Origin of the sequence: Paraburkholderia sp. RL17-380-BIE-A (assembly GCF_046028085.1) — a bacterium.
Lineage (GTDB): Bacteria > Pseudomonadota > Gammaproteobacteria > Burkholderiales > Burkholderiaceae > Paraburkholderia.
The window spans coordinates 205,251-219,830 of the sequence record NZ_JARESQ010000008.1 but is presented as its reverse complement, the minus strand read 5'-3'; the positions used below and the strand labels follow the sequence as shown (position 1 = coordinate 219,830).

Annotated in this window: 12 protein-coding genes and 1 riboswitch; of the genes, 6 read left to right on the top strand and 6 right to left on the bottom strand. The window is 66.3% G+C overall.

Features of this window, described 5'->3' with window-relative positions; translation table 11 throughout:
* Genes cobJ through cobG form a run of 4 tightly spaced genes read right to left on the bottom strand, consistent with a single transcriptional unit; the run spans position 1 to position 4,641 of the window.
* Positions 1 to 1,782 (bottom strand): precorrin-3B C(17)-methyltransferase, encoded by a 1,782-nt coding sequence (gene cobJ, locus P0D68_RS16060; RefSeq protein ID WP_408468699.1) that lies wholly within the window; start codon positions 1,780 to 1,782, stop codon positions 1 to 3.
* Entirely contained in the window at positions 1,779 to 2,510 is a 732-nt protein-coding gene (locus P0D68_RS16055; RefSeq protein ID WP_091808162.1) for a precorrin-2 C(20)-methyltransferase, read from the bottom strand. The genes cobJ and P0D68_RS16055 overlap by 4 nt, the downstream gene beginning before the upstream one ends.
* On the bottom strand, positions 2,511 to 3,137 hold the full coding sequence (locus P0D68_RS16050; protein WP_408297631.1) for a precorrin-8X methylmutase: 627 nt from the start codon (positions 3,135 to 3,137) through the stop codon (positions 2,511 to 2,513).
* A complete protein-coding gene (cobG, locus tag P0D68_RS16045) occupies positions 3,130 to 4,641 on the bottom strand; it encodes a precorrin-3B synthase (RefSeq protein WP_408297898.1) in 1,512 nt (503 codons plus the stop codon). The genes P0D68_RS16050 and cobG overlap by 8 nt, the downstream gene beginning before the upstream one ends.
* Before the next feature lie 52 nt (positions 4,642 to 4,693).
* A riboswitch (cobalamin riboswitch) is annotated at positions 4,694 to 4,872 on the bottom strand.
* A gap of 84 nt (positions 4,873 to 4,956) precedes the next feature.
* Between cobG and cbiE the strand changes: the two genes are divergently transcribed.
* From cbiE to cobM, 4 genes are read left to right on the top strand one after another with little or no spacing between them, the layout of a single operon-like run.
* Positions 4,957 to 6,201 (top strand): precorrin-6y C5,15-methyltransferase (decarboxylating) subunit CbiE, encoded by a 1,245-nt coding sequence (gene cbiE / locus P0D68_RS16040; protein ID WP_408297633.1) that lies wholly within the window; start codon positions 4,957 to 4,959, stop codon positions 6,199 to 6,201.
* Entirely contained in the window at positions 6,201 to 7,298 is a 1,098-nt protein-coding gene (locus P0D68_RS16035) for a cobalt-precorrin-5B (C(1))-methyltransferase (RefSeq protein WP_408297635.1), read from the top strand. The genes cbiE and P0D68_RS16035 overlap by 1 nt, the downstream gene beginning before the upstream one ends.
* Positions 7,295 to 8,020, top strand: a complete 726-nt coding sequence (locus tag P0D68_RS16030) for a cobalt-precorrin-6A reductase (protein WP_408297637.1) — start codon at positions 7,295 to 7,297, stop codon at positions 8,018 to 8,020. The genes P0D68_RS16035 and P0D68_RS16030 overlap by 4 nt, the downstream gene beginning before the upstream one ends.
* A 58-nt stretch (positions 8,021 to 8,078) precedes the next feature.
* Positions 8,079 to 8,804 (top strand): precorrin-4 C(11)-methyltransferase, encoded by a 726-nt coding sequence (cobM, locus tag P0D68_RS16025; protein WP_408187426.1) that lies wholly within the window; start codon positions 8,079 to 8,081, stop codon positions 8,802 to 8,804.
* 84 nt (positions 8,805 to 8,888) lie between these two features.
* On the opposite strand, the gene metE is transcribed toward cobM, so the two are convergent.
* Positions 8,889 to 11,186 carry a 5-methyltetrahydropteroyltriglutamate--homocysteine S-methyltransferase gene (gene metE, locus P0D68_RS16020; RefSeq protein ID WP_408297640.1) on the bottom strand — a complete coding sequence of 766 codons (2,298 nt, stop codon included), beginning with the start codon at positions 11,184 to 11,186 and terminating at the stop codon, positions 8,889 to 8,891.
* A 135-nt stretch (positions 11,187 to 11,321) separates the two neighbouring features.
* On the opposite strand from metE, the gene P0D68_RS16015 reads away from it, so the two are divergent.
* Entirely contained in the window at positions 11,322 to 12,254 is a 933-nt protein-coding gene (locus tag P0D68_RS16015; RefSeq protein WP_408297642.1) for a LysR family transcriptional regulator, read from the top strand.
* A 56-nt stretch (positions 12,255 to 12,310) separates the two neighbouring features.
* Here the strand turns inward: P0D68_RS16015 and P0D68_RS16010 are convergent, their stop codons facing one another.
* On the bottom strand, positions 12,311 to 13,804 hold the full coding sequence (locus P0D68_RS16010) for an MDR family MFS transporter (RefSeq protein WP_091808183.1): 1,494 nt from the start codon (positions 13,802 to 13,804) through the stop codon (positions 12,311 to 12,313).
* Positions 13,805 to 14,035: 231 nt separating this feature from the next.
* Between P0D68_RS16010 and P0D68_RS16005 the strand changes: the two genes are divergently transcribed.
* On the top strand, positions 14,036 to 14,296 hold the full coding sequence (locus P0D68_RS16005) for a DUF1488 family protein (RefSeq protein ID WP_091808185.1): 261 nt from the start codon (positions 14,036 to 14,038) through the stop codon (positions 14,294 to 14,296).
* Positions 14,297 to 14,580: the final 284 nt, after the last annotated feature.

Sequence of the window (14,580 nt, the reverse complement as noted above, 5' to 3'; positions counted from 1 at the left end):
TCACTCATACCAGCGCGGCGTATAAACCCACTCGCCGCCTTCGTCCGCGTTGCCGAACCTGCGTGTCGTGGACGACCCCACGATTACCATCGTGCGCATGTCCACATCAGACGAACGCAGTTCGCCCAGCGTGATCGTCCTCAGCGTGCTACCAGGCCGACCAATGTCCCGGCCCAGCACTACCTGTGTTTGCGCACCCCGATATTCCCGCACGATGTCCAGCGCTTTATCCAGTTGCCAGGGCCGTGCGCGCGAGATCGGGTTGTAGAACGCCGTCACCAGGTCCGCTTCGGCCGCGTGCCTAAGGCGCTTTTCGATGATCGCCCAGGGCTTCAGGTTGTCGGACAGCGACAGCATGCAGAAGTCGTGGCCCAACGGCGCACCGGCTTGCGCCGCCGTTGCCATCGCCGCCGATACGCCCGGCACGATCGATAGCTCGACCGCCGCCCAGTCCGTGTTCTGCGAGGCCTCTAACACTTCTAGCACCGCCGCGGCCATCGCGAATACGCCGGGGTCGCCCGAGGACACCATCACCACCGCGCGTCCTTCGCTCGCCAACTCGAAGGCATGTCGCGCGCGCTGCAGTTCCTCGCGGTTGTCCGTGCCATGCACGCGTTGGTCGGCGCGCAACGGGCCGGCCATTTTCACGTAAGTGTCGTAGCCGAGGATATCGGTGGCTTCATTGAGCGCCGTGCGCGCGGCGGGCACCATCAGGTCGGCGCTGCCGGGGCCGAGGCCGATCACGGTCAGGCGGCCACGCACTCGGCCGATCGTGTCCGGATCGATGGCGAGCGGCGCCAACGCAAGCGCGACACCTGCCGTCGAATCGTTGTGCAGCGTTTCGTAGGGAATGCGCAGCGCGGCATGCAGCAGGTTGCCCGGCGGTTCGCCATCTTCGGGACGCGTCAGCGCGAAGCGCAACGGCACATTCAGGTTCGCCGCGGCCTCGGCCAGCGCCGGATCGCCCATGCACTCAGACGAGGCTAGTAACGCCGCGAGGGACAGCGGCGCGAGACCATGCGTATCGAGTGCCTCCTGCACGCGGGCCACAATCCCGGCACTGGCACTGGCACTGGCACCCGCACCCGCACCCGCACCCGCACCCGCACCCGCACCCGCACCCGCGCCCGCGCCCGCGCCCGCGCCCATCACCGCCGCGACCACACTTCGCGGATGAATCACCAACTCATCCTCGCGCCCGTCCCACGCACGCGGCGTTACGCGAATCGCGAGGCGCGCCGAGTCGGAGCGGGGCAGTTGCGCGTCATCGAGCCACGGCGCGTCGCCTTCGATACGCGTGCTTTCGCCAGCCAGCAGATCCGACACGAAGCGTTTTCCTTGCCCGACGTCGGCGAGCGTATAACCATCAGGCGGATTGAGCACGCAGGTGCCAAAACGCAATTCGCCGCTCGTCGTGATGGCAGGCGGCACGGCTAACATCGCGGCCATCTCGCGCGCCATCACGTTGACGCCGGCGAGACCGCCGAGCAGCGGGACGACCGCGCTGCCGTCTTCGGCAACGGCCAGCACCGGCGGCTCGACGCCCTTGTTCGCCAACAACGGCGCGACGCAGCGAATCACGATACCCGCCGCGCACAACGCGACGATCGGCGTGCCGCGCGCATACAGTTCCCGCAAATGCGCGCCGAGTTCGCTGTAAGCCACGTCCGCCTCGACACGTCCGCGCAAGCCGTGCACCCGGCTATCCGCATACAGCGCCTGAATGCGTCGCGCTGTCGCCAACGCGCCCGCGCCGAGAATCACGATCGCGGGCGCGTTCATCCTTGCCATTTTTCCCCCGGCACCACGAGCAACGAAAAATACGGCGACGCCATCGGATCCACGTCGGCGAGCGCAACGATGCGTTGATTGCCCATCGTCGCGCGTTCGACGTAGAGCGCGCGGTCCGCGAGGCCGAGTTCGCCCAGCACGCGCCGCACCTTGTCGAAGTTGCGGCCGAGTTTCATCACGACGGCGGCGTCGGCATCGGCGAGACGCCGGCGCAATTCGTCTTCGGGCAGGACGCCCGAGAGCACCGACAAACTCTGATTGCGGTACACGAGCGGCGAACCGAGCACCGCCGCGCCGCCGAGCATCGAGCACACGCCGGGCACGACTTCGCTCTCGTAGCGCGCCGCGAGCCGGTCGTGCAAATACATGTACGAGCCGTAGAAGAACGGATCGCCTTCGCAGATCACGGCGACGTCACGACCCGCGTCGAGATGCGCGGCGACGATTTCGGCGGCGGTGTCGTAGAAATCGGCGATGATCGCTTCGTAGGAAAGCGGCGGTTCGAGCGCTTCCGTAGTGACGGGATAAACCAGCGGCAGATGCTGCTGCGCGTCGTGTAAATGCGCTTCGATAATGCTGAACGCGTTGCCTTTCTTCCCCTTCGCGACGAAGTACGCGACCACCGGCGCCGCCTTCAGCAAACGCAGTGCTTTCAGCGTGATGAGTTCCGGGTCGCCGGGGCCGACGCCAAGTCCGAACAAACGTCCTTGCACGGTCATTTATTCGACCTCCGTTGCCAGCGCGTTCACGGCGGCCGCCGCCATGGCGCTGCCGCCGCGACGGCCGTGCACGATCACATAGGGCACACCGCGACTGTTTTCCGCGAGCATGACTTTCGATTCGGCCGCGCCGACAAAGCCCACCGGAAAGCCTAGGATCAGGGCAGGCCTGGGCGCGCCCGCGTCGAGCATATCGAGCAGATGAAACAGCGCGGTCGGCGCATTGCCGATCACGACGACGCTACCCGCCAGATGCGGCCGCCACAATTCGAGCGCGGCCGCGGAACGCGTATTGCCGAGTTCGCGTGCGAGCGACGGCACGTCCGAGTGCGTGAGCGTGCAGATGACCTCGTTGTGGGCCGGCAACCGCGCACGCGTGATTCCTTGCGCGACCATGCCGGCATCGCACAGGATCGGCGCGCCTTGCGCGAGCGCCGCACGGCCCGCCGTGCCCGCGCCTTTGGAGAACTTCAGGTCGTCGATCACATCGACCATGCCGCACGCGTGGATCACGCGCACCGCGAGTTTTTCGAGGTCGGCGGGAATGCGCGACAAGTCGGCCTCCGCGCGGATCGTCGCGAAGGATTGGCGATAGATCTCCTGACCGTCGCGAATGTAATCAAGCATCGGTGTTACTCCGGGCCAGGCGTTCGAACATGTCGGCGGCCTGGTCGATCGTCAGTTGGCGCGCGACGCACTGGCCGAAACCGGGCCGTCCGTCGCGTCGATAAAAGTCGTAGAGGCCGGGCGCCGCCGCTAGCAGCGTGTACGGCGCGCAATGCGCCGCGGCGCACGAGCGGGAGCAGCCGCTCAGATGCACATCGACGCCGTCAGGCAGGCGGGCGGCGAGGCGCAGCGCGTCGGCCTTGGTGTCGGCGAGGCTCTTCGCACAGCCGCTCGATCCGGCGCAGGCAATCAGGCGCGTGATGGCTTGCGCGGGATCGGTGGCGAGGCCGAGCGTGGTCAAGCCGGATAGCACAGCGGGAACCGCGTGCGTTGCGATGTCGGGCAGCAGCACGCTTTGCCAGGGTGTGAAACGCAGTGTGCCGTTGCCGTGCTGCTGGGAAAGCGCGGCGAGGGCGCGCAGGGCGCCGGCGTCGAGGCGTCCGAGCGGCGGCTGGCCGCCGACGTACCAGGCTCCGGGCACCCGTTGAGGGTGGACGCCGAGGCGGAGGCTCGCATCGGCGGGCGCGGCTCGACGCCAGTGGGCCAGCGATGCGTCTCGCGTCAGCGGAAAATGGACGTACCGTTGAGCGTGATGCAAGAGCGCGTCGGCGCAATGGCCGGCTAGCAGGTGACGCATGCGCGTGGCGTCGGCGGGGGCGAGTTCGAGGAAGGTGAGCAGCAGCGCGCGCACCAGAGCGGGGACCTGTGAAGGCAGAACCGCGGCCAGTGCAGCCGTGCTGTGCGCACCGGGTTTTGCAGCAAGATCCGGCGAACCGGTATCGTCGTACTGCGTTGGCGAGCCCGCACACGCACTCGCGGGCGGACAACCCGCCAGCCCGAATACGAATCGCACGCCGTCCGACTCCTGCGACGCCGCCAGCCAGACATCGTGCGGATGATCCACTCTCGCGAGCCGTTCACCGCCGTCCAGCAGCAGCGCGAATTTCGGCGACAGCGCCGCGAAACGGGTTTCGCTTTGCAGCATCGAAAGCAAATCGGCGCACAGCGGGCGCGTGTCGAACAGGGCTGACGGATCGCGTCCGGCAGCGGGGCTGATCATCACGTTGCGCACGTCGTCGGCGGCGATTGCCGCTGGTGTGTCCGGTGCCTTCGCCGCGCCGCTCGACGGCCTCGGCCCGAGCCCGGCAGCCACGAGCGCCGCAATCAACGCCGCTTCGTCACCCGGCTTGACCCCACGCACCTGCAGATTTGCCCGATTGGTCAGCTCGATTGCCCCGGCAGCGTGGCGTGCGCAGGCATCCGCGATCGCGCGCGCCTGCGCCGCGCTCAACTCGCCGCCAGGCAGTTTGATGCGGCAAAGCCCGCCGTCGCGGGCGGCCACGATGCGCAGCAGCCCCGGACACGCCGAGGGCCGCGGCGTCGCGGCCGCGTCGGAGACAATGGTGGAAGGCGAAGCATGATTCAAGACGGACACCGGTTTAGCGTCGCGCGACGGCCCGAGCATGCCGTGAAGCGGCATGGCTGCGGCATCGGTACACCCCGCCCGATGTTGGCTGGCACGAACAGTCTCGCCGGCAGGTCTCCTGGCTGGCAGGTCATGGGCCGCCGCTGCCTTCCCGGTAGAACCAGTGGCGTGGAGCGCAGGCGGACTCGCTGCATACAGTTGCGGGGGCAGCCACAGTGGCACTGTGTTCCCTCTTCGGCCCCGAAGGGCACCGGCGGCTGTATTATGCCTTTTTTCGAACAGCACAACGAGGCTGGGCGCTTTGATCGGCGCGGTACAGCGGACTATTTGAAGACACAGAATGAGGATGGGTGCATGCCGGCGTGGCTGACGGTGGTGGGCATAGGCGACGACGGTTTCGCCGGTTTGGGAAGGCCCGCGCGGCGTGCTTTGCTGGAAGCGTCGGTGGTCTACGGCGGCGAACGTCATCTGGCGATGCTGCCCGCGCGGCTCGCCGCGCGCCGTGCCGCGTGGCCGCGTCCGTTCGATCTCGCGCCTTTGCTGGCTGAGCGTGGCGGCGCAGTGTGCGTGCTGGCGAGCGGCGATCCGATGCTGTTCGGCGTGGGCGCGACGCTCGCGCGACAGTTGCCGGCAGGAGAGTTGCGCGTGCTGCCCGCGCCGTCATCGTTGTCGCTGGCCGCTGCGCGCCTCGGCTGGCCGTTGCAGGACGTCGCGACGGTGTCGCTGGTGGGCCGGCCGTTGGCGACGTTGAACGCGCATCTGCACGACGGCGCGCGCGTGTTCGTGCTGAGCGCGGACGGTCGCACGCCCGCCGCGCTCGCGGAGTTGCTCAACGCCCGCGGTTTCGGTGCGACCCGTATGAGCGTGCTGGAACACCTGGGCGGCGAGTTGGAGCGGCGCATCGACGGCCGGGCGGATCAATGGCCGGCGGGTGAGATGGCCGCGCTGAATCTGATCGCGCTCGACTGCCGTGCCACCGAGGGCGCGCCGCGTTTGCCGCTGACCTGCGGTTTGCCCGACGACGCCTTTCGCCACGACGGCCAGTTGACCAAGCGCGATGTGCGCGCGATCACGCTCGCGCGTCTCGCGCCGGCGCCCGGCGAATTGCTGTGGGACGTGGGCGCGGGCAGCGGCTCGATCGGCATTGAATGGATGCGCGCGCATCCGACGTGCCGGGCGATCGCAATTGAAGGGCATGCGGAGCGTCAGCGCTTCATCGAACATAATCGCGATGCGTTGGGCGTGCCGACCCTGCAACTCGTCGCGGGCCGCGCGCCTGCCGCGTTGCAAGGGCTGCCGGGGCCGGATGCCGTGTTCATCGGCGGCGGTGCGACGGTGCCGGGTGTGCTCGAAGCGTGCTGGGCCGGTCTGCGTGAGGGCGGCCGGCTGGTCGCCAACGCGGTCACGTTGCAAGGCGAAGCGGCGCTGGCGGCATGGCGCGAGCGGCACGGCGGCACGTTGACGCGGATCGCGCTCGCGGACGCGCAACCGCTCGGCGGGTTCGATACGTGGCGGCAGGCGCTGCCAATCACGCTGCTGGATGTGACCAAACCGGCCGAAGGTGCTGTGAGGAACCCCGACTCACCCCAAGAACCCTGATGCGCGAAGAAACGCCCGAACAACCCGCGCCGCTGCGTAGCGGCTACACGACCGGCAGTTGCGCCACCGCGACGTCGCTGGCGGCGGCGCGTCTGCTGCTCGCGGGCGTGGCCAGCGACGTCGCGGAGATCGTATTGCCCAAGGGCCAGCATGTGCCGATGCCGCTGGTGTTCTGCCGCCTGATCGACGATGGCGCCGGCGGCGCCGAAGCCGGCACCATCAAGGACGCCGGCGACGATCCCGACGTCACGCATGGCGCGCTCGTATTCGCGCGCGTGCGCCTCGTCGCCACGCCGGGCGTGACGTTTCGCGCGGGGCCGGGCGTCGGCACGGTGACGCGTGCGGGACTGACGCTGCCGGTTGGCGAACCGGCGATCAACCCCGTGCCGCGCAGAATGATGACCGAGCATCTGGCCGAACTCGCGGCGGAGCATGCCTATGGCGGCGGCTTCGAGGTCACGATCGGCGTGGAAGGCGGCGAAGCGCTCGCGCTGAAAACGATGAACCCGCGTCTCGGCATTCTCGGCGGTCTGTCGATCCTCGGCACCACCGGCATCGTGCGGCCGTTTTCGTGCTCGGCGTATATCGCGTCGATCCATCAGGGCATCGATGTAGCGCGCGCCAACGGCTACACGCATCTTGCCGCCTGCACCGGCAACGCCAGCGAGGACGCGATGCGCGCGCACTACGGTCTGCCGGATATCGCGCTGATCGAAATGGGCGACTTCGTCGGTGCGGTGCTCAAGCATATGAAGCGCGCGCCGGTCGAGCGTCTGAGCGTGTGCGGCGGCTTCGGCAAACTCAGCAAACTGGCGGCGGGGCATCTCGATCTGCATAGCCGTCATTCGAGCATCGATCTTGAACGGCTCGCGCAGTGGGCGGCCGAACACGGCGCCGACGCCGCGCTTCAGGCGGCGATTCGCGCGGCCAATACGAGCCAGCAGGCGGTTGCATTGGCGCGTGAGCAGCAGGTGCCGCTCGGCGATATCGTCTGCCGGCATGCGCTGGCCGTGGCGCGCGATATCGTGCCGCCGCAGGTCCACGTGGAAATGTTCGCGATCGACCGCCAGGGCAACCTGATCGGAGCCGCGCAATGAAGCGGATTCTGCTGCTCGGCGGCACCGGCGACGCGTTGCGGATCGCTCGCGAACTCAACGATCCCGTCCACGTGTACAGTCTCGCCGGCCTTGGCAAGGTGCCGGGCGATCTCTCGTGCTCGGTGCGCGTGGGCGGTTTCGGCGGCAGCGAGGGCCTGGCGCGTTACATCGACAGTGAGGGCATTGGCCTCGTGCTCGACGCGACGCATCCGTATGCCGCGCAAATCAGCGCGAATGCGGCACAGGCGAGCCGCGTCGCGCGTGTGCCGTATTGGGCGCTGCGCCGTCCGGCCTGGCAGCCGCAAGCCGGCGACGATTGGCGCATGGTCGGTGACTGGGCCGCGCTCGCGGATGCGCTTGCGCCGTTCAGGAAGCCGCTCTTCACGCTCGGCCGCGAACCGCTTGCGCATCTCGACGAGATTCCCCCGCATCAGTTCTGGACCGTGCGTTGTCTCGATTCGCACGAGGACACGGCGCGTGCGCGCATTATCGCGGCGCGCGGCCCATTCACGCTCGAAGGCGAACGCGCGCTGTTCGCCCTGCAAGCCTTCGACGTGGTGGTGAGTAAAAACAGCGGCGGCAACGCGACCGAGGCAAAACTCGAAGTCGCGCGTGAGCGGGGTTTGCCGGTCGTGATGTTGCGCCGGCCCGAGTTGCCGGCGGCGGATCGGGAGTTCGAGCGCATAGCCGACCTGCTCGAAGCGCTGCAAGCGGCGCATTGAGCTTCCGCCTGAATCGCGCATGCCTGCCATGCCGCGCTAACGAATCATGGAGTAATGAATGACGGTGTTTTTTATCGGCGCCGGTCCGGGCGACCCGGAACTGATCACGGTGAAAGGGCAGCGGCTCGTGCGCAGTTGCCCGGTGATCCTGTACGCGGGTTCCCTCGTGCCGGCCGCGGTGCTCGAAGGTCATGCGGCCGCGCAGGTCGTCAACACCGCCGAACTCGATCTCGATCAGATCGTCGCGCTGCTCGCGGCGGCGCACGCCAAAGGCCAGGACGTGGCGCGCGTGCATTCGGGCGATCCGTCGTTGTACGGCGCGATCGGCGAACAGATCCGCAGACTGCGCGAATTGCATATCCCCTATGAGATCGTGCCGGGCGTGACCGCCACGGCCGCCTGCGCGGCGGCGCTGGGCTGCGAACTCACGCTGCCCGATGTTTCGCAGACGCTGATTCTCACGCGCTTCGCGAACAAAACCAGCATGCCGGAAGGCGAACAGCTCGCTGACCTTGCGCGGCACCGCGCGACGATGGCGATTCATCTCGGCGTGCGGCATCTTGCGCGCATCGTCGATGAATTGCGGCCGCATTACGGCGGCGCGTGTCCGGTCGCGGTGATCTATCGCGCGAGCTGGCCGGACGAGGAGAAGATCACCGGCACGCTCGACGATATCGTCGGCAAAGTGCAGTCGAGTTCCATCGAGCGGACCGCGCTGATTCTGGTCGGCCAGGTGCTCGCCGCCGAAGGCTTCGCGGACTCGACGCTGTACGCGAAAGACTGAACCGCCGAACGTGGAAACGCCCATTAGCGCGGCACGATACCGCGCGCGAATGGGCGTTCGACGCTGGTTCAACGACCGATCACATCACGCAGGCCATTCTTCCGGCTGCTTCGTCGCCGCGAGCTTCGCGCGCAACGCCCTGGCGGCCCGCACCATATTCGCGAGCGCGGCTTCCGTTTCCGGCCAGCCGCGCGTCTTCAACCCGCAATCGGGATTGACCCACAGGCGCTCGGCCGGAATCACTTCGCATGCACGTTCCAGCAGACGTTGCATCGCGTCCGCACCCGGCACGCGCGGCGAGTGGATGTCGTAGACACCCGGGCCGATTTCGTTCGGATACGCGAAGGCGCCGAAGCCGTCGAGCAGTTCCATCGCCGAGCGCGAGGTCTCGATGGTGATCACGTCGGCGTCCATTGCGGCGATCGAGGGCAGAATGTCGTTGAACTCCGAATAGCACATGTGCGTATGAATCTGCGTCTGATCGGCGACGCCCGCGGCCGAAATGCGGAACACACGCGTGGCCCAGTCCAGATACGCGGCCCAATCGGCGCGGCGCAGCGGCAAGCCTTCGCGAAAAGCCGGTTCGTCGATCTGGATGATGCGAATGCCGGCCTTTTCCAGATCCACGACCTCGTCGCGGATCGCGAGCGCGAGTTGCAGCGCGGTGGTCGAGCGTGGCTGGTCGTCGCGCACGAACGACCATTGCAGCATCGTCACAGGGCCGGTCAGCATGCCTTTCATCAGGCGCTGCGTGAGTGATTGCGCGTAGCGCGTGGTCTCGACCGTCATCGGTTCGGGACGGTAGACGTCGCCGTAGATGATCGGCGGCTTTACGCAGCGAGAGCCGTAGCTCTGCACCCAGCCGTTTTCCGTGAACGCATAGCCCCACAACTGTTCGCCGAAATATTCGACCATGTCGTTGCGCTCGGCTTCGCCGTGCACCAGCACGTCGAGGCCCAGTTCTTCCTGTTTGCGCACGGCGATCTCGATCTCGGCGCGCATGCGTTGCAGATAGTCGAGCGCGCGCAGTTCGCCGCGTTTGTAGGCGGCACGGGCCTGGCGGATCGTCGGCGTTTGCGGGAACGAGCCGATCGTGGTGGTCGGCAGGAGCGGCAGGCCGAGCGCTTCGCGCTGCACGCGGTTGCGTTCGGCGAACGGGCTTTGCCGTTGCGCCATCGCGCTGCTCACCGCGGCCACGCGTTTTTGCACGAGTGCGTTGACCACCGCGCTGGAGTGGCGGCGTGCTTCGAGCGCGCGGTCAGCGGCGGCAAGCATTGCTTCGGCCGCGGCGGGATCGCGTAAGGCAAGGGCGAGCGTGGCGACTTCAGCCAGTTTTTCGGTGGCGAAGGCGAGCCACGATTTCAGATCGGCGTCGAGTTTCTTCTCCGCGTCGAGCGCAACCGGCACATGCAGCAACGAGCACGACGGCGCGATCCACAAGCGTTCACCGAATTCGGCATGCAGGCTCTGCAGCGATTCGACGATCTCGCCGAGATCCGCGCGCCAGATATTGCGGCTGTCGATTACGCCTGCCGACAGCACCGCATGCGCTGGCAATGCCGCACGCCACGCGTCGAGCTGTTGCGGGGCGCGGACCAGGTCCAGATGCACGCCGCCAATAGGCAGCGCGGCCACCCGCGGCGCGTGTTCCGCAGCGCTTTCGAAGTACGTGGCGAGCAGCAGCTTCACGCCCGACGCGCCGAGCACGTCATACGCGGCGGAAAACGCTTCGAGCCATTGTGCGGGCAGATCGACGCACAGCGCCGGCTCGTCGATCTGCACCCACTCGATACCGCGCTGCTTGAGCTTGTCCAGCAGGCGGCTGTAGCGGATCACGAGCTTCGGCAGCAACGACAAACGGTCGAAGCCGGCAACATGGCTCTTGGACAGCCACAGGTAAGTGATCGGCCCGATCAGCACCGGCTTGACCGGCAGATTGTGCGCGAGCGCTTCGTCGATCTCCTCGAACAGCCATTCGACGCCGCCGTCGAAGCGCGTCTGCGGCCCGAGTTCGGGCACGAGGTAGTGGTAGTTCGTATCGAACCATTTGGTCATTTCCATTGCCGGTTGCGCGGCGTTGCCACGCGCTAGCTCGTAGTACTGGGCGAGCGACAGCGCCTTCGGCTCGAAGCCGAAGCGCTGCGGCAATGCGCCGAGCAACGCGCTCATGGTGAGCATCTGGTCGTAGTACGCAAAATCGCCGACGGTGACGAAATCGAGTCCGGCATCCCGCTGCAATTGCCAATGACGGGCGCGCAATTCGCGCGCGACGCCGCGCAGATGCTGGTCGTCGGATTCGCCGCGCCAGAACGATTCCTGCGCGAATTTCAGTTCGCGCTGTGCGCCAATGCGAGGAAAGCCGGGAATGTGCGTGCGGGCCATGTGAAATCCTTTTGTGCGTTGTATGAATTGGCGTCCAGTGTGAAAGTCGCGCTATGATTCATCAAGCGACATGTTTTCACCAATGTATGAGCCAAATTCATATCCACACTGATTCGTTCTACGCGGAGCCGTCTCATGCTTGAGCTTCGCCACTTGCGTTCGCTGATCGCCATTGCCGATTCGGGCAAGCTGGTGGCGGCCGCCGAGCGTGTCCATCTGAGCCAGTCCGCGCTGTCTCATCAGATTCGCGATATCGAGGCGCATTACGAGGTGTCGCTGTTCGAGCGCACCAAGCAGGGTCTGCGTTTTACCGCCGCCGGCGAGCGGCTGCTGGCGCTTGGCCGCGAGACCATCGCGGCGGTGAGCGCGGCGGAACGCGATCTCGTGCGCCTGAAGGGCGACACGCGCGGCGAGTTGCGCATCGTGCTGGAATGCCACACCTGCTTCGACTGGCTGATGCCGGTGATGGACGAATTCCGCCGGCGTTGGCCGGAAGTCGAAGTGGATCTCGTCGCCGGTTTTCATGCGGACCCGCTGCGTCTGCTGAGCGACGGCAAAGCCGACGTGGTGATCGGCTCGAAACCGGCCACGCGGCGCAGCCTGCATATCGCGCCGCTGTTCCGCTTCGAGATTCTGGTGGTGATGGCCAACGAGCACCGGCTACGCAACAAGCGTCGCGTGGTGGCGGACGACCTGCGCGACGAAACGCTGATTACCTATCCGGTGCCCGAGGCGCGCATCGACCTGATCCGTGAAGTGCTGGAGCCGGCCGGCATCAAACTCGAACGGCGCACGGCGGAACTGACTATCGCCGTCATGCAACTGGTGGCGAGCCGCCGCGGCATCGCGGCGCTGCCGAACTGGGGCGTGAAGAACTACGTCGACCACGATTATGTGCTGGCCAAACGGGTCGGCGCGCAGGGGCTGTGGAGCGAGTTGTACGCGGTGGCCGCGAAAGGCTTCGCGAACCGGCCTTATTTCGATGATTTCGTCACGATCGTGCGCGATACCTGCGCGGCGCAACTCGATGGTATCGAGTTGCTGACGGTGGAGGGGCAGGCGGGCTGATAGGTGCCGCCGTGTCCAGCGGAGCGTCATGAACCCGATCCAAACGGAAGCGCATGTCAGTCCTCCAGCGGCGAGAACGCCTCGAGCGGCACCTTCTTTTCCGTCCCGATGCTGATGGCGGGCACGAATGCGAGCAGCACGACCACGAAGATCCCGATCACGAAGATCGAGAGAAAGGTCAGGTGCAGCGACTGATGCAGCACCATGCGGATCATCTCGCTGTTGCCGAGACTGGCGGCCTGATTTTGCAGCAGCGCTTTCAACTGATCCGACGTGACCACGGCGACTCCTTTCGCGTGGCTCAATCCGAAGTTGAGCACCGCGCCGAACAGCGTCGCGCCTAACGTACTGCCGAGATTGCGCGAGAACAGATTCGACGCGGTGGCGCTGCCGCGTTCTTCCATTCTGACGATCTCCTGAATCAGCACCAGCGAACTGACGCTCGAGGTGCCCATGCCGAAGCCCATGATGAGCGAGGCGAACGCGGCGACGAGCGGCGAGCCGCCGGGCGACAGAAACAGCAGCAATACCGCCCCGAGCGGAATGGACGCGCTGCCGCCGATCAGAATGCGCCGCAAGCCGAGGCGCTGAAACGACTTCGCCGCGAACGTGGCGCCGGCGGGCCAGCCCACCATCATCATCGTCAGCGCGAGGCCGGCGATCACCGGCGAGCGATGCAGCACGCCCTGCACGTACATCGGCAGAAACGTGGTGGCGCCCATCAGGATCATGCCGGACAGCAAGGTTGCGCCGTTGCAGGCGGCAATCGGCCGGCGGCTCCACAGCGCGAAGGAAATCATCGGCTCGGCCGCGCGGCGTTCCTGCCACACGAACAGCAGCACGCACAGCACGAAGACGCCGCCTGCCAGCGCGGCGCGCGGCACCATGTCGTCGCCGGCGTAGGTCAGCGCCATCATGAGCGCGGCGATCGCCGCCATGAACAGCGCCGCGCCACCGAAGTCGATCGACGGGCGCGCATGCCGTTCCGATTCGCGCAGGAACGCGATGAAGCCCGCCGCGGAGGCGAGGCCGATCGGCACGTTCATCCAGAAGATCCATGCCCACGACATGTTGTGAATGATGAAACCGCCCACCATCGGACCCACCACCGCCGAAATGGCCCAGACGCTCGCGAGGTAGCCCTGCACCTTGCCGCGTTCGCGCGCGGGATAGAGGTCGGCGACGATGGTCAGCGTGACCGGCTGGATCGCCCCGGCGCCGACGCCCTGAATCAGGCGGAACGCGATCATGGCCGGCATCGACCATGCGAAGCCGGCCAGCACCGAACCGATCAGAAAGATCGCGATACCGGCCAGTACGACCGGCTTGCGGCCGTACAGATCGGCGAGTTTGCCGAACACCACGGTCATCGCGGTCTGCGTGAGCAGGAACGACGAGAAGACCCAGCTATACAGATGCAGATCGCCGAGTTGCGCGACGATCTGCGGCATGGCGGTGGAAACGATGGTGGCTTCGATGGCGACCATCGCCATGGACGCCATGACGGCGGCAATGACGAGTGCACGCGACGATTGAGGGTTGCGGGACATGGGCCGGAAGTTAGTATTAGGATGTTAGTCACGTCGGGCAGCGTGGCCATGAATCGGCCACACAGGTTGGCACACGCCGCGACGCTTCAGCACGGCCGCACGAGGACGGCAGGTGTCGAGTATGCACCCTGGCGGGAATATGCGCTTGAGCCTGGCGGCCCGGTAAAACCACGCCGCCTTGGCACAGCGTTTGCGCGATTGATGGTTTCTTTCGACACATGGAGGGTCATTATGAGGATCGAATTCACCGGACGCCGCGAAGTGGTGGCAGCGGCGCGCGTCGCCTTCGAAGCCAATGTCGACGGGGCAGACGTCTGGTGCAGCGTGTCGCTGGATGCGCTGAACGACCATTTCGGCAACGACGGTCCGTCGGCCCACAACCTCGTCAATACCTTCGAGGCGAATCGCGCGCGGATTGAAAACGCTACACGGCGCGTGCTGGAGAAAAACGGCGGACAGTCCGTGGAACTCGAAACCGGCGACTTCAACTGAGGCCTTGCCGGCCAGGTGTCTGATTGACGGCGAGTCCGGTGCACAGGCCGGGCTCGCCAGCCAGATTGGCGGTAACCGTCTGGTCTCTGATCATCCATGCCATGGTTCAGCCAGCCGCGCACGGCTGTTGTTACCTTGCAACCCTTTCATTGCGCGCAACTCCAACCTGCGCGCGTCTTGAGCGTTCAAACACCCGTCCGGGCGCGGCGCGTCTCGATTGCTGCATTTAGATGACGGATTCTTAGAGATTTCGTAAAGGTCTGCTCCAGAGCGTGAACGTTCGT

What these genes read in the sequence shown, in the direction of transcription:
- P0D68_RS16055 (WP_091808162.1), bottom strand. Translation starts at nt 2,510, where the DNA reads ATGACCGTGCAAGGACGTTTGTTCGGACTTGGCGTCGGCCCCGGCGAC.
- metE (WP_408297640.1), bottom strand. Translation starts at nt 11,186, where the DNA reads ATGGCCCGCACGCACATTCCCGGCTTTCCTCGCATTGGCGCACAGCGC.
- P0D68_RS16030 (WP_408297637.1), top strand. Translation starts at nt 7,295, where the DNA reads ATGAAGCGGATTCTGCTGCTCGGCGGCACCGGCGACGCGTTGCGGATC.
- cbiE (WP_408297633.1), top strand. Translation starts at nt 4,957, where the DNA reads ATGCCGGCGTGGCTGACGGTGGTGGGCATAGGCGACGACGGTTTCGCC.
- P0D68_RS16035 (WP_408297635.1), top strand. Translation starts at nt 6,201, where the DNA reads ATGCGCGAAGAAACGCCCGAACAACCCGCGCCGCTGCGTAGCGGCTAC.
- P0D68_RS16005 (WP_091808185.1), top strand. Translation starts at nt 14,036, where the DNA reads ATGAGGATCGAATTCACCGGACGCCGCGAAGTGGTGGCAGCGGCGCGC.
- P0D68_RS16015 (WP_408297642.1), top strand. Translation starts at nt 11,322, where the DNA reads ATGCTTGAGCTTCGCCACTTGCGTTCGCTGATCGCCATTGCCGATTCG.
- P0D68_RS16010 (WP_091808183.1), bottom strand. Translation starts at nt 13,804, where the DNA reads ATGTCCCGCAACCCTCAATCGTCGCGTGCACTCGTCATTGCCGCCGTC.
- cobJ (WP_408468699.1), bottom strand. Translation starts at nt 1,782, where the DNA reads ATGAACGCGCCCGCGATCGTGATTCTCGGCGCGGGCGCGTTGGCGACA.
- P0D68_RS16050 (WP_408297631.1), bottom strand. Translation starts at nt 3,137, where the DNA reads ATGCTTGATTACATTCGCGACGGTCAGGAGATCTATCGCCAATCCTTC.
- cobG (WP_408297898.1), bottom strand. Translation starts at nt 4,641, where the DNA reads ATGCTCGGGCCGTCGCGCGACGCTAAACCGGTGTCCGTCTTGAATCAT.
- cobM (WP_408187426.1), top strand. Translation starts at nt 8,079, where the DNA reads ATGACGGTGTTTTTTATCGGCGCCGGTCCGGGCGACCCGGAACTGATC.